The 14,469-nt window shown below is 49.8% G+C and carries 13 protein-coding genes; 6 read left to right on the forward strand and 7 right to left on the reverse strand.

What is annotated here, in order from left to right; all coding sequences use genetic code 11:
* Positions 1–103: 103 nt before the first annotated feature.
* Positions 104–2,695 carry an ATP-dependent chaperone ClpB gene (clpB, locus tag ACFQRK_RS02495; RefSeq protein ID WP_379003289.1) on the reverse strand — a complete coding sequence of 864 codons (2,592 nt, stop codon included), beginning with the start codon at positions 2,693–2,695 and terminating at the stop codon, positions 104–106.
* A 671-nt stretch (positions 2,696–3,366) separates the two neighbouring features.
* Positions 3,367–4,077, reverse strand: a complete 711-nt coding sequence (locus ACFQRK_RS02500) for a TIGR00730 family Rossman fold protein (RefSeq protein WP_090630203.1) — start codon at positions 4,075–4,077, stop codon at positions 3,367–3,369.
* A 109-nt stretch (positions 4,078–4,186) separates the two neighbouring features.
* Here ACFQRK_RS02500 and recR point away from each other — a divergent pair, with 109 nt between their 5' ends.
* Genes recR through ACFQRK_RS02515 form a run of 3 tightly spaced genes read left to right on the forward strand, consistent with a single transcriptional unit; the run spans position 4,187 to position 6,423 of the window.
* On the forward strand, positions 4,187–4,801 hold the full coding sequence (gene recR / locus ACFQRK_RS02505) for a recombination mediator RecR (RefSeq protein WP_379003291.1): 615 nt from the start codon (positions 4,187–4,189) through the stop codon (positions 4,799–4,801).
* Positions 4,802–5,617 carry a class I SAM-dependent methyltransferase gene (locus ACFQRK_RS02510; RefSeq protein ID WP_379003293.1) on the forward strand — a complete coding sequence of 272 codons (816 nt, stop codon included), beginning with the start codon at positions 4,802–4,804 and terminating at the stop codon, positions 5,615–5,617.
* A complete protein-coding gene (locus ACFQRK_RS02515; RefSeq protein ID WP_379003295.1) occupies positions 5,605–6,423 on the forward strand; it encodes an SDR family oxidoreductase in 819 nt (272 codons plus the stop codon). The genes ACFQRK_RS02510 and ACFQRK_RS02515 overlap by 13 nt, the downstream gene beginning before the upstream one ends.
* 12 nt (positions 6,424–6,435) lie before the next feature.
* Here the strand turns inward: ACFQRK_RS02515 and ACFQRK_RS02520 are convergent, their stop codons facing one another.
* The 5 genes from ACFQRK_RS02520 to ACFQRK_RS02540 all read right to left on the reverse strand — a co-directional run bounded on the left by ACFQRK_RS02520 (position 6,436) and on the right by ACFQRK_RS02540 (position 11,188).
* On the reverse strand, positions 6,436–7,638 hold the full coding sequence (locus ACFQRK_RS02520) for an MFS transporter (protein ID WP_379003297.1): 1,203 nt from the start codon (positions 7,636–7,638) through the stop codon (positions 6,436–6,438).
* Between the two features lie 115 nt (positions 7,639–7,753).
* Entirely contained in the window at positions 7,754–8,719 is a 966-nt protein-coding gene (locus ACFQRK_RS02525) for a bifunctional metallophosphatase/5'-nucleotidase (protein ID WP_379003299.1), read from the reverse strand.
* Positions 8,694–9,458, reverse strand: coding sequence for a 5'-nucleotidase C-terminal domain-containing protein (locus ACFQRK_RS02530; protein ID WP_379003301.1), 765 nt, complete (start codon positions 9,456–9,458; stop codon positions 8,694–8,696). The genes ACFQRK_RS02525 and ACFQRK_RS02530 overlap by 26 nt, the downstream gene beginning before the upstream one ends.
* 120 nt (positions 9,459–9,578) lie before the next feature.
* The gene (locus tag ACFQRK_RS02535) at positions 9,579–10,658 is read right to left on the reverse strand and encodes an EamA family transporter (RefSeq protein WP_379003303.1); all 1,080 of its coding nucleotides are present in this window, start codon (positions 10,656–10,658) and stop codon (positions 9,579–9,581) included.
* 47 nt (positions 10,659–10,705) lie between these two features.
* Positions 10,706–11,188 carry an Lrp/AsnC family transcriptional regulator gene (locus ACFQRK_RS02540; RefSeq protein ID WP_379003305.1) on the reverse strand — a complete coding sequence of 161 codons (483 nt, stop codon included), beginning with the start codon at positions 11,186–11,188 and terminating at the stop codon, positions 10,706–10,708.
* Between the two features lie 185 nt (positions 11,189–11,373).
* On the opposite strand from ACFQRK_RS02540, the gene ACFQRK_RS02545 reads away from it, so the two are divergent.
* From ACFQRK_RS02545 to ACFQRK_RS02555, 3 genes are read left to right on the forward strand one after another with little or no spacing between them, the layout of a single operon-like run.
* Positions 11,374–12,018, forward strand: a complete 645-nt coding sequence (locus tag ACFQRK_RS02545) for a TetR/AcrR family transcriptional regulator (protein WP_379003307.1) — start codon at positions 11,374–11,376, stop codon at positions 12,016–12,018.
* 32 nt (positions 12,019–12,050) lie between these two features.
* On the forward strand, positions 12,051–13,406 hold the full coding sequence (locus ACFQRK_RS02550; protein ID WP_379003309.1) for a TolC family protein: 1,356 nt from the start codon (positions 12,051–12,053) through the stop codon (positions 13,404–13,406).
* Positions 13,407–13,417: 11 nt separating this feature from the next.
* On the forward strand, positions 13,418–14,467 hold the full coding sequence (locus tag ACFQRK_RS02555; RefSeq protein ID WP_379003311.1) for an efflux RND transporter periplasmic adaptor subunit: 1,050 nt from the start codon (positions 13,418–13,420) through the stop codon (positions 14,465–14,467).
* Positions 14,468–14,469 lie beyond the last annotated feature (2 nt).

Genomic DNA, 14,469 nt, shown 5'->3' on the forward strand with positions numbered 1-14,469 from the left:
GACAATTGCAGGGGCAGATAATGACACGCACCACCAAAAAAATCGGCTACCAACTTCGTGTTGATAGCCGACATGTATCGGTGATGATGGATGGCCGGTACGGCTATTGATTCAGAAACACAAATTTATTATCGAACATATCCAGCTTGATATGGCTTTCTTTGTCGATCTTGCCCGCCAGGATCTCTTTTGAGAGTTCATTCAAAATGTGCTTTTGAATAACCCGTTTCAGCGGACGGGCACCGTATTGAGGGTCGTATCCCAATTGTGCTAGCCAGTCCAACGCCTCTTCGCTTGCGCTAAGGTGAATACCCATTTCGGCAAGTTGGTTTTGTACGTTAGCAAATTGCATTTGTACGATCTTACCAAGCTCTTCGCGGCTAAGCGGGGCAAACATGATTACTTCATCAATCCGGTTAAGAAATTCGGGTCGTATAGTCTTCTGAAGCAGCTCATATACCTCACTTTGCGTTTTGGCCATGATTTCGTCCTTATTTCCGTCGTCCAGCTGGCTGAAATTTTCCTGAATGAGATGCGATCCGATGTTGGACGTCATGATGATGATCGTGTTTTTGAAATTCACGATCCGGCCTTTGTTGTCCGTAAGGTGCCCGTCATCCAGCACTTGCAACAGGATGTTGAAGACGTCGGGATGTGCTTTCTCGATCTCGTCCAGTAGCACCACTGCATAAGGTCTCCGCCGGATGGCTTCTGTGAGCTGACCGCCTTCATCGTATCCCACATATCCCGGAGGGGCGCCAATAAGGCGGGAGACCGAATGCCGCTCTTGATACTCGCTCATATCGATACGGACCATCGATTGCTCATCGTTGAATAGAAACTCCGCCAGCGCCTTTGCCAATTCGGTTTTTCCCACGCCGGTGGTACCCAGGAAGATAAACGAACCGATGGGCCGTCGTTTGTCGCTGAGGCCTGCACGAGAGCGTCGGATCGCATCGGAAATGGCCTCAATAGCCTCTTCCTGGCCCGCTACCCGCTTGTGTAATTCTTCTTCAAGATGCAGCAATTTGTCACGTTCGCTCTGTACCATTCTGGTAACCGGAATGCCGGTCCACCGCGATACCACGCCTGCAATATCCTCGGCCGTAACTTCTTCCTTCAGCATCCGGCTATCGCTCTGCTTTTCGGCCAGCTCTTTTTTGAGTACCTCAACCTTGTCCTGTGATTCCTTGATCCGGCCGTACCGGATTTCGGCTACCCGGCCATAATCGCCGGCCCGCTCGGCTTGGTCGGCCTCTATTTTGTAGTTTTCGATTTGTTCTAATTCCTGGTTGATGTTATCTACCAGTGTTTTTTCGCTTTGCCATGCTGCCCGCAGCGAATCCCGCTCGGCACTAAGGTTTGCAATTTCCTCACTCAGCTCGTCGACCTTCTTCGCATCCTTCTCGCGTTTGATGGCCTCCCGTTCGATTTCCAGTTGCATGATGCGGCGCTCAATTTCGTCGACCGCTTCGGGCACGGAGTCCATTTCGAGCCGGAGCTTGGAAGCTGCTTCGTCCATGAGGTCGATGGCCTTGTCGGGCAAGAAGCGATCTGCAATGTAACGCTGTGAAAGTTCTACCGCCGCGATGATCGCCTCGTCGAGGATACGCACCTTGTGATGGGTTTCATATCGTTCCTTCAAACCACGTAAGATGGAAATCGCATCCTGCGTGTCGGGTTCCTCCACCATTACCTTTTGAAAGCGGCGTTCCAGCGCCTTGTCCTTTTCAAAGTATTTTTGGTATTCGTTCAGTGTGGTGGCCCCGATGGCCCGTAGCTCGCCGCGGGCCAGGGCCGGTTTCAGGATGTTTGCAGCGTCCATAGCTCCTTCGCCACCTCCAGCACCAACCAGCGTATGGATTTCGTCGATAAAGAGAATAATCTCCCCATCGCTCTGGGTTACTTCTTTCACAACGGCTTTGAGACGTTCCTCAAATTCGCCCTTATATTTAGCTCCGGCAATGAGGGCACCCATGTCCAGTGAGAAGACCGTCTTGGTTTTCAGGTTTTCGGGCACATCCCCCTTGATGATCCGATGGGCGATACCTTCGGCGATCGCAGTTTTTCCCACTCCCGGTTCCCCCACAAGGATCGGATTGTTTTTGGTACGGCGCGATAAAATCTGAATCACTCTCCGGATCTCTTCGTCGCGACCAATAACGGGATCCAGCTTTCCTGATTCGGCAAACTCGTTGAGGTTTCGTGCGTATTTGTTAAGTGCGTTGTAAGTGGCCTCTGCATTCTGGTCGGTCACCCGAGCATTGCCCCGTAAATCGCTGATCGCTTTTTTCAGGTCTTTTTCCGTTACGCCTTGATCCTTCAGAAGCGAGGCGGTTTTGTCGCCCGCATTCAGGATTCCCAGTAAAATATGTTCTATGGAGACAAACTCATCTTTGAATTCCTTCAGATAAGATTGGGCTTTTTGCAGCGCATTATTGGCCGATGAGGCGAGGTAGATGTTACTGCCGCTTACTTTTGGAAACGTACCGATCTGTTTATCGAGTTCTTCCTCAACATGTTTTACGTTTACATTCAACTTTTTAAGCAGATGGCTTACCACGTTTTCATCCACCAGCAACAATCCCTTCAGCAGGTGTGCTGTTTCGATGGATTGCTGTTGGTTGCCCACCGCAATCTCGGATGCCTTTTGGATGGCTTCCTGGGCTTTTATTGTATAATTGTTGAAATTCATAATCGTCAAATTTATCCATGTGTAATCAAAACAAGTACCATAGGTAATTTGATTGTGGAATCGGAAATTTTGTCCTGATTTGTTCAGATGATACTGAATAATTGTCTGTTTGTTAGTAGATTATATGAAAAAATAGCAGGAAGTCGGAGCAAGTGCAATTGTTGAACCCGTTCGGGAAAACAGCAGAGGAGAGATTAACTATTTTCCAGGATTAGGCTAGATCAAAAGCTTTAAAATACCAGTTATATCATTATAATTTAAAGTCTTTTTACCGCGTATTTATCGTCTTTTTATCGTCTTTTTCACTATAAAAATACTATAATTGGTGCTTTTAATATATTATAACCGTTACAACTTAATATAAATTGTGTAAATTTTTATACTCATTTCTGCCGTCAGGCGATGAATGACAAGCAGTATAACGACCAGAGGCCGCACAACGGAGATGGCGGAGAGCCCGATGACGGGTATTCGCCCGCGGCAGGGAAATAGGGGAAACTAGGTTTATAGCCTGTACGGTCCATATTCTAGGGAGCATTTATCGGTGTATTCCTTAAAATATATATACCTAATCTGTACTTGTTATGTACCTGTTGTGTACCTTTAAGGGGCTGCATTTTCAGCGGGTACTATTCAGACTGCCGTCGATAATGAGCGGCATGAGTTCCACTTTAAAAATTCGGTTTGAGCAGATACTTATCGTAGAACCGGAAGATATGGCCAGCCGCCTCTTCAGCAGTATCCACCAGGCGGTACAAATTAAGATCTTCGGGGCTGATATTCCCTTCTTCCAACATTCTGTTTTTTACCCAATCGAAAAGGCCGCCCCAGTAGTCTTGGCCAACCAATACGATCGGGAACCGGGCAATTTTACCGGTTTGTATCAAGGTAATGGCCTCAAAGAGCTCGTCCATCGTGCCGAATCCTCCCGGCAGGACAATAAACCCTTGGGAGTACTTCATGAACATGACTTTCCGGACAAAGAAATAATTGAACTGAAGGAGTTTGTCTCGATCGATATAGGGGTTATGGAATTGCTCAAACGGGAGCTCGATGTTAATACCCACCGATTTTCCGCCTGCCTCGTACGCGCCTTTGTTAGCGGCTTCCATAATGCCCGGTCCACCGCCCGATACGACTCCGTAACCGCGCTCGGTAAGCAATCGGGCGATGTCTTCGGCTAGCTGATAATTCTTATGGTCCTGCGGCGTGCGCGCCGACCCAAACATCGATACACACGGGCCTATTTTTGCCAGTTTTTCGAATCCATCGACGAACTCAGCCATGATTTTGAAAATCTGCCAGGAATCCTTCACCTTGATCTCCTGCCAGGTCTTGTTTTCAAAGGCCCGCATGATTTTATCTTCTCGTGTTCTTGCCATAGTTGGTAATTTTGATTTTCGCTAATGTAATAATTTTCACTCAATGGATAGAACGCGGTGTGCCATCGCGTTTTACCGAGTTTCCGGCCTAAAAATGTATCTTTGCATCATGAACTTTTCTTCGAAGTTGCTGGAACAGGCGGTGCTGGAATTTGGGCGTTTGCCCGGGGTAGGGCAGAAGACGGCCTTGCGCCTCGTGCTGCACCTACTGAAACAGCCTGAAGCCGATGTCATGCGGTTTACCGAAGCGTTGAATCGCCTGAAACAGGAAATCCGGTATTGCACGACGTGCCATAATATTTCCGATCACACAATTTGCGAGATATGTGCTTCGCATAAGCGTGATAAGGGGCTGATCTGTGTGGTTGAGGATACGCGCGACGTGATGGCCATCGAAAATACGAATCAATATCACGGCGTATACCACGTATTGGGTGGACTGATATCGCCGATGGATGGCATCGGCCCGTCGGACCTCCAGATTGACAGCTTAGTTAGCCGTCTGGAAAAGGGGGGAATTCATGAAGTGATCCTTGCTTTAAGCGCAACCATGGAAGGAGATACGACTATTTTTTACCTGTATAAGAAGCTCAAAGATTTTGGCATACAGATCAGTACAATTGCCCGGGGTATCGCTTTCGGTGGCGAATTGGAATATGTGGATGAGGTAACCCTGGGGCGCTCTATTGCCACCCGCGTGCCTTATGAACGGAGTATTGCCTAAATGGAAGAGTTGGATTATATCGGCAAGAACAGGCAATCCTGGAACGATCGGGTGGATGTACATATCCAATCGGATTTTTATGGCAATGAACGATTCCTTAAGGGAAAATCGACGTTAAACTCAATTGAACTCAGGTTATTAGGCGACGTTACGGGAAAATCCGTGCTCCATTTACAATGTCATTTTGGCCAAGACAGTATCTCGCTGGCTCGAATGGGGGCTTCCGTGACTGCTGTTGACCTTTCGGATAGAGCCATTGAAAAAGGCCGGCTGTTTGCCGAACGGACCGGGGTATCGGTAGATTTTATCTGTTGCGATGTTTATGATCTGCCCAATCAATTGGGTGGGCAGTTTGATATCGTGTTCACCAGCTACGGTACCATCGGATGGCTGCCCGATCTGGATAGGTGGGGGGCGGTTGTGTCGCATTTTCTAAAGCCGGGCGGGCGGTTTGTGTTTGTGGAATTCCACCCGGTGGTATGGATGTTTGACGATGATTTTGTCCAGATTGCCTATCCTTACTCCAGTTCAGAGGCGTTTGTCGAGACCCAATCGGGTACGTATGCCGACCGTGAGGCGCCCCTGGAGACGCAATATGTCTGCTGGAACCACGGAATAGGAAAAGTGCTGCAGGCCATCGTGAATGCGGGACTTGAACTTCGTTCCTTTGAAGAATTTGACTATTCCCCCTATAACTGTTTTCAACATACGGTTGAATACGAGCCGGGAAAGTTCAGGATTGCGCACCTGGGTAGTAAAATACCGATGGTGTACGCATTGGAGGCCCTTCATAAAAACAGTCGGTGGACGAATTGAAAAACAAAACGGTCATTATCACGGGTGCATCGTCCGGTATCGGATTGGCCTGTGCGGAAGTATTTGCGCAGCAAGGTGCCAACCTCGTGTTGGCTGCAAGGCGTTATGTTGATTTATGTACCCTTGCTCAGTCTTTGGAAACAAATTATCGCATACGCGCCCTGGCGGTGCAGTGTGACGTGGCAAAGGAAGCCGATTGCCAACTACTCATCCAGCAGGCCGTGACTACCTTCGGCGGCGTGGATGTATTGGTGAACAATGCAGGCATTAGCATGCGGGCGCTCTTTGGGGAATTGGATTTGGCCGTATTACACAGACTAATGGATGTCAATTTCTGGGGTACGGTATATTGCACCAAATATGCGATAGGCGAGTTGCTTCGCAGTGGGGGATCCGTGGTGGCTGTCTCGTCCATTGCGGGTTTCCGGGGTTTACCCGGACGTACCGGCTATTCGGCGTCCAAATTTGCCATTCATGGATTTATGGAATCGCTTCGCGTCGAAAATCTGAAAACCGGGCTGCATGTGATGTTGGCTTGCCCAGGTTTTACGGCTTCCAATATCCGCCAAACCGCGCTGGACGCCGCAGGCGCCGCACACGGCGAGACCAGTATGGATGAAGCTCAAATGATGACGGCCCAGGAGGTCGCCGAACGCATCGTGCTGGGGGTAGTCCGGCGCAGGCGCACCTTAGTGATGACCCGGCAGGGTAAATTGGCCGTGTGGATGAATAAGTTATTTCCGGCTTGGGTGGATAAGCAGGTGTATAAACTTTTTGCAAAGGAAAAAAATCCCCTGGTGAAGTAAATGAGCTATTCCTCACATTTTCTTCACGACGAAATAGAGTCCCCCTGAAATGGCGATCAGTACTACCGCCGTGCCCCACCATAGGATGTCGAACCCATAGTTATCGGCGACGTGGGTGCCAACGAATGGAGAAAAAACATGTGCGGCGGAAAAGGCCAATGCATTGAGTCCCATATACGCTCCCTGATTTTGTTTCGAAGCGCGTTTTACCGCCACCGAAGCCATAAAAGGCATAGCCAAAATTTCTGAAATGCTCATCAGAAAAATCGATACGTACAGTATCCAATAACCTGTAGGGATGGGAAGCAGCGCAAAAGAAACGGCGCACAAAGCGGTTCCCCAGAAAATGCTGCTTGCATAGGAAAGACGCCGTTCTGCGATGTGCACAAGTAACATTTCGAAAACAACTACCACAAATCCGCTGAACCCGAGAATAATTCCTACCTGGCTTTCCGTAAGTGCGTGGCCTTTTTGATAAAATAGGGGAAGTGTACTTAACAGTTGGAAAAAGCAGATCGCATAGATGCAGCAAAGTACACTGAATAATAAGAAAATCCCATCGCGATAGGGGGACCGGGTAAGGGGAGCAGGGGGGTGAGCCGATTCAGTACGGCCCGCCTTGACGTTTCCTTTGCGGTTATAAAAAAAGGCGACGAAGGTGAGTGTCGCCGCGAAGGCGCCCAGGGCGTTGCCATAGAAAATCCAGTTATAGGAAAATGAGGCCAGAAAGCCTCCCAAGGCCGGGCCGATGGAGAAACCGAGGTTGATGGCCATCCGGTTAAGGGAAAATGCACGCGTAATGTTTTCAGGCTTCGCATACCGGGCTACCGAAACGGAATTGGCCGGACGGAAGGATTCCGTGGTCACACTTAACACGTAAATAATACCCGCAAGCGCCTCGACAGACGTAAATTGCGGAATCACCAAAAAAAGCGGAGCAGACATAAGCAGACTTAACGTCTGTACCCAGAAATTACCATAACGGTCGGTTAACCATCCCCCCAACCAGGAGCCTGTGACGGCACCCAGTCCAAAACAGGCCAGAACAACGCCAACTTCCTTGATCGTAAAGTTCAGTGCCTGGGTCATATAAATGCTTAGGAAAGGGAGGACCATGGCGCCGGTACGGTTGATCAACATGACCAATGCCAACATCCATGCAGATTTCGACAAGCCTCTGTATGAGTCAACGTATATGCGTAAAAGTTCTTTCATGATCGTGATAGAAATCGGATAACATAAATTACACGGATTGTGGCGGATTTACGTCGCTCAATCGCTTAGTTTACGGAGCGATGGCAAGAAATCGGCGTTGATCTGCTAAATCCTATTAACCGTGGCCCGTCAAGGAAGACAGGCGCTCCGAAATCTTGTAAGCCCCCGCCGTTACAAGTGTTTTTTTTCCGGTCTGCCGCTCAAATACATAATCAAGTCTACCCACATTAATGCCCGCAAACCCTACCTGATTGACGGTGGTCATCCGTCCGTCAAGATTGCGGATATGTTCCGGTTCGGGCATAAACGTATGGGTATGCCCGCCGATGATGAGATCGATATCGCGCGTATTGGCTGCTAGTGTTCGGTCGGAAACCTGATTATTCGCATACCGATATCCCAGGTGCGACAAACAGACGACCAGGTTACATTTATAGTCGTGCTTAAGTCTCGCTGCGAACGTATTCGCGGTATGGATGGGATCTAAATACTGGGTATCGCCGTAGTTGTGTGGGTCGACCAGCCCGGCCAGTCGGATTCCCAAGCCGAATATCCCGATTCGAAGGCTTTGTTTCTTAATAATTATATAATCACGTGTCTTTCCTTTCAAGGGGGTGTTACTGAAGTCATAATTAGCCGTAAGGAAAGGGAATTTAGCATAGGCGAGCATCTTGGCCAAGCCCTCGAGTCCGTTGTCAAACTCATGGTTGCCCAATGTGCTGGCGTCGTAGCGCATCTTGCTCATGAGTTCCAGTTCCACTTTTCCCCCAAAGAGATTAAAGTAAGGAGTCCCTTGTACGGTATCCCCTGCATCGAGCAAAAGTACATTGCGGTGTTCCTTCCGGATGCGTTCCACCAGCGTCGCCCGGCGTGCTACGCCACCCAATCCCTGGTTGCGCGAGCCGTCCATGGGAAATGGATCGATGCGGCTATGCACATCATTGGTGTGCAGGATGGTCAGTGCGGCGTGATCGTCGTCAGCCAAAGCAGTCAACGGAATCCCTCCCGTTGCAGAAAGCGCGGCCAGTTTACCCGCTTGTTTCAGAAAATAACGTCTACTGATAGCGGATAATTCGTTCATCGAGTTGTGTATTAATGTGATTACCTGCCCGCGCTTGTTCGCTGACATACGTGATTAGTGCGTCCCGCACCTTCTGTCCGAGATTAATCCGGCTAACCGGATTATTCAGTCCACGGGAATTATCGCCTCCATTGGCGAGGTAATCGTAGGTGATCAATTTGTAAGTGCGCGACGGGTTCAGCGGCTTCCCGCCAATGGTGATGCCCGTTGCTTTGCCATCCTTGATTTGCATGCGTAACCCCGCCACGGGCTGTCCCCCGGTGGCAGCAATGAACTGAGCCAACTGCTCGATATTTTCTCCCGAAAGCTCCAACAGTACCAATTCGTTTTCGAAGGGCATCAGTTCAAACAGCTTGCCGACCGTGATATCTCCTTTCTGCAATTCCATGCGCAGACCGCCTTTCGTGCCGAAGGAGAACTCGGCATCCGGATACAGTTTTTTTCCTTCGGCCAGTAACGCATCGGCAAAAAAATTGCCGAGCCGTGTCTCCGGTACGTTGCTGGGTTTGGTCAAGTCCACATCGGTATGGCCAACCACACGGCTCATTTCGGCTTCCAGTTTCAGTCGGTAGGGCGCATACAGCCGCACAAAGGAAGGATCGCCTGTCAGCGTGCTGTCAATTTGAAGCTGGGTGTAGGCTTGCCCTTGCGGCGAAAAATAGCGATGGCACGAAGTGCTTCCCAAACCAAGGGCGATGGTGAACAATGCAAAGCAGCTTCTGGCGGTAAAATACTTCATGATGTGGCAAACTTCCCATTTTGGCGCATGGCCGTGGGTAGGCAAAGGTAGCCAACCTATGTTAAATTGTGAAAAAGTTTATGAGAAGCTGTGGGCACGAGCCAACTTTTTAATAGCGGGTTAACCGTTGGTCGGGAAACGCTTTTCCACAGGCGGGGTTTCCGAAGAGGTCGGAAGCGAGGCGCGGATTTTTGCCCGTGTGCGCACGTTTTCGCGGAGCCGCGCATAGCGGCTTTTGCGTTTGGAGAAGAGTGCAGATAGATTATATGCATCCCAGTTAATCAGGAAGACGCTCGCCAAAATAACCATTAGTGCGATCAATTGGGAATAGGAAACCGTTTCATGGGCAAACCAGGCACCGAGCATTACAGCGACAATGGGGTTCACATAGGTGTGTGTGCTTACTTCTGTCGCCGGCCGAATCTGCAAAAGCCAGATGTATGAGCTGTATGCAACAATGGATCCCATGCCGATCAGATAGGCAATGGCCCACCACGCAGAGGCCGGCACCATATCGATACGGAAGCTCGTAATTTCCCCCCGGCCTGCGGCCGTGAGCGTAAAAGCGGCTCCGGCAATGAACATCTGCCATGCCGTGCCCACCAGGCCATTCCCGCTTTCCCCGCCTTTGGACCGGCCGTAATATTTGGAATATAGCGAGCCGATGGTCCAGGCCAGTGTACCGAGTAAGAGAAGTGACATGCCCAAGGCGTTTGCTTGCCGTTGCGACGCGTCCAGTGCTTGAGCCAGTCGGTCGCCAAAGAGCATGACCACGCCGAAAAAACCCATAAAAAGACCGATCACCACCGGGAGATTGCCGAAATTGACTTTCCAATTGGGTTTATCCAGTACGATGAACCAAATGGCGGCAGAGGCCGACATGATCGCAACGAGTCCGCTCGGCATGAACTGCTCAACCCAGATAATGATGCCGTTGTCGACATATAGGAGCAACAAACCCATTAGTCCTGCATGCAGGATGGTCGGCCGGTGGAAAATCCGGTACCCCTTGAAATAACACCAAGCCAGCATGAGAAGCCCGGCGGTGATAAACCGTACGGCCCCCAGCAAGAATGGGCCGAAGCCGGCCAACGCCTTGTGAATGAAAAAAAATGTCGACCCCCAGACTACGTAAATCATGGCAAATGCCGCAACAACCTTTAATCTGGAATGCGTAGCTTGTGTTGTCTCCGTTGTCATATAGTTTATTCTCTTTCCTTATCCCGCGGTTCTGCGTTTCCTTGTTCCTATCCATCCAATCCGGGGATCACCAATTGTTGTTCCTCTTTGACGGTCTCTAATACGATGGTCGTCCGGGTAGAGATAATACTGGGTATTTTCGCAAACGAATTACGCATCAGTTCGACCAGCGCCGTAGAATCTGCGGTTCGGACTTTTACCAGGTAACCGTCGTCGCCTGCAATATCGTGTACCTCCTGCACTTCAGGGATGGCGGCCAGGGCTTGCCCCGTGGTCGCGCACCCGATGCCATCCGCTGCACGGATAAAAATGAAGGATAGTAAAGTTTGACCTAAGGCGACGGGATTGATTTTGGTTCGGTATTGTAAAATCACTTCCCGCTGCTCCAACTTTTTTATCCGCTCCAAAATAGCTGAAGGAGCCATCCCCAATTCACGGGCGATGTCCGCATTGCTGATGCGAGCGTTCTCCTGCATCAATCTTAAGATGGTATAATCAGTCTGATCTAAATTATATTCTATCTTGTTCATTATTCTGCAAATATAGTGATAATTTGAATAATATTCAAAATTATGGTTTATATAGTGAATAATGTTCTTATCGTCGGGTTGTTTGCCGGTTTTTTGGTGAGTAATGAGCGTTAATGTAGAAAAAAATAAAAAAATACTTGATAAATTAACAGTGTTAATTAACTTTGCCTTGTTAATTAATCGGTATGGGTATCAAAGAAAGAAAGGAAAGGCACCGGGAAGATCTGAAGGCCCGGATTCTCGAGGCGGCGAAGAAACTATTTGTCACTGAGGGGTATGAGGCGACCTCCATCCGGAAAATCGCGGCGGAGATCGAGTTCAGTCCGACGACAATTTATTTGTACTACAAGGATAAAACCGATATCGCTTACGCACTCCATCAAGAAGGGTTCGGTTTACTGCGCGAGCGGTTCTCCACACTTGCCTATGTGGACGATCCCTTTGAGCGTTTGAAGGCAATGGGTAAAGGATACATCCAGTTCGCGATCGATCACCCTGATTTTTACGAGTTAATGTTTATCTTAAAAGAACCCATGCAGTATCTGCAAGCACACCATCCGGAGGATGAATGGGAGGAGGGCGAACGGGTATTTGATGCGTTGATAGAAACCGTGGAAGGCTGTAAGGCACGTGGTTACTTTCATGATATACAAGCCGAGGAAATGGCGATGCTCTCGTGGAGCGTGGTGCACGGGCTGTGCTCGTTGCATATTACCAGCCATTTTAAACACATTGCCGAAAAATGCAGCCACATAGAGCTTGTGAAGCAGGACACGTTGTTGGACCGTGTGTTCGGAGCATATTTGCAACTACTCGAGCGATTCAAATGAATTTTTTTGTTCAATAGTAAACACTGTTAATAATGAGAACACTATTAACAATTCTGTTAGGCCTTTCTCTTGGTGAAGGAATGGCGCAGGAGACGTTGGATCGATACGTCCAGGAAGGGTTGGCGAGTAATCTGGTGATGAAACAGCGCGACGTGTCGCTTCAAAAAGCCAGGTATGCACTGAAGGCGGCCAAAAGCCTGTATCTTCCGACCGTTGCGTTCCAAGCCGGGTATCAGACGGCCGACGGCGGCCGGAATATCCCGCTTCCGATAGGTGATTTGCTCAACCCCGTTTATCGTACGTTAAACCAGTTGACCGGAACGGGATCATTTCCCGAAATAGAAAATGAGACCATCAATTTCCTGCCGAAGAACTATTACGACGCGCACATCCGCACTACCTTGCCACTTATCAATACCGATATCGGCATGAACAAGCGTATTCATGAACAGCAGTTGCTGCTCAGCGAATTGGACTTGGCAATTTACAAGCGTGAGTTGATTAAGGAGATCAAGGTAGCCTACTTCAATTACCTTAGCGCCCTGCGGGCAACGGATATTTACCAGGCAGCGTTGGAATCTGCCCGGGAGGGGCAGCGTACCAATGAAAAGCTGGTGGAGAATGGGAAAGGACTTCCCGCCTATGTATTGCGATCAAACAGTGAAGTTGCGGAATCTACAGCGAAGTTAACGGACGCTGAATTGAAAGTCAGAAACGCGCGGGCCTATTTCAACAGCCTGCTCAATCGTTCGGAAGAAGCAGCGATTGATACGGTTTTTGATCACGATGCTGCGCTTTTGGAGGCTGCGACGGCATTGCACAGCGATAATCCTATCCGCGACGAGCGGGAAGAATTGAGGTCGCTGGCAACGGCCATCGACATGCGTTCGACGAAGTTAAAAATGGATCAACGGTTTGCCGTTCCTAAATTGAATGCCTTCCTTGATCTGGGGTCGCAGTCGGAAGGTTTCCATTTCAACGGACAGACACGTTATTACATGGCCGGATTACAATTGGAATTTCCGATTTTCAGCGGCAACCGCAATACGTATAAAATCCAGCAATCGCGCTTAGATCTGCAGGATGCGCAATTGAAGCTGGAAGATGCAAGGCGGCAATTGCGGCTAACCAATTCCGTTGCCTACCACAACCTCCAGTCGGCTTGGAAAAATTATGAGTCGTCGAAAACGCAATTGGAAGCTGCCCGGGCTTACCGGCGGCTGATTGACAAAGGTTACCAAGCCGGAACGAATAGCTACATAGAGACGGTTGATGCACGCAATCAGTATACTTCGGCCAGCATGGCCTTGCTGATCAGTACGTACCAAGTGCTTTCTGCATCTGCAACGCTCGAACGTGAACAAGCAAGTTATCCCCTTACCCCATAAAAATCAAGACAATGGACGTGAAAACATTCAGCCATCATCTCATAGCCGTTGCGCTATGCTTGAGTGCCTGCAGCCGTGGTGAGCAACGCACCGACGGGTTGGCAGACAGCGACGTGATCCCGGTGCGCACCATCCAATTGGCAACGCGTGATACCAGTCAGTTAATCCGTGCCACCGGTACCTTTACAACCGACGATGAAACGGTTCTGGCATTTAAGAATGGCGGTGTCATTCAGCAGATTGGTGTCAGGGAAGGGGACTCCTTCCGTAAAGGGCAGGTACTGGCATCGTTGGAATCGACCGAAGTCAACACCGCGGTGAGACAGGCGCAGCTGGGAGTGGAGAAGGCCGAGCGCGACTACCGGCGCGCGCGACAACTGTTTCTCGACAGTGTTGCCACCCAGGAGCAGATGGAAAATGCGGAAACAGCGTACGAGGCTGCGAAGCAAGACGCGGAACGCGCCGCATATAACCTTGGCCATACCCATATCCGTGCGGCGTTCGACGGTTATGTGTTGCAACGCCCTGCCAGTCCGGGGCAGGTGGTCGGACCGGGTAGCCCGGTTCTGGTGGTGAGCAGCACCGGACGTAGCGGTTGGCTGCTTAAAGTGGGAGTGAGCGATCGACAATGGTCGGCTATCCAATTGGGCGATCTGGCAGCGGTGACCACCGATGCGGCGGGGGGAGCGCGCTTTCAAGCGACGGTTCACCGCAAATCGGAAGGAATCGATCCACAATCCGGAACCTTCGCCATTTATTTGAAATTGAACGAACAGGGGCTTCCTGACGTCGCTTCGGGTATGTTCGGTAAGGCGGAGATCCGCCTGTCGGCACAAACGGGTGCTTGGTATATACCTTATGAGGCGCTGTTGGATGGTGATGCGGGTACCGGTTATGTATTTGTGACCGACGACGGTCAAACGGCACGTCGCATTCCGGTACAAATCGGGGAAATACAGAAAGACCATGTGGTGGTGACAGGAGGATTGGAGCATGCTACCTCGTTGATCGTGTCAGGCAGCCCCTATCTCCGGGACGGTTCAAAAATCGCGGTAAAATAGAT

This window comes from Parapedobacter sp. GCM10030251 (assembly GCF_042666505.1).
Lineage (GTDB): Bacteria > Bacteroidota > Bacteroidia > Sphingobacteriales > Sphingobacteriaceae > Parapedobacter.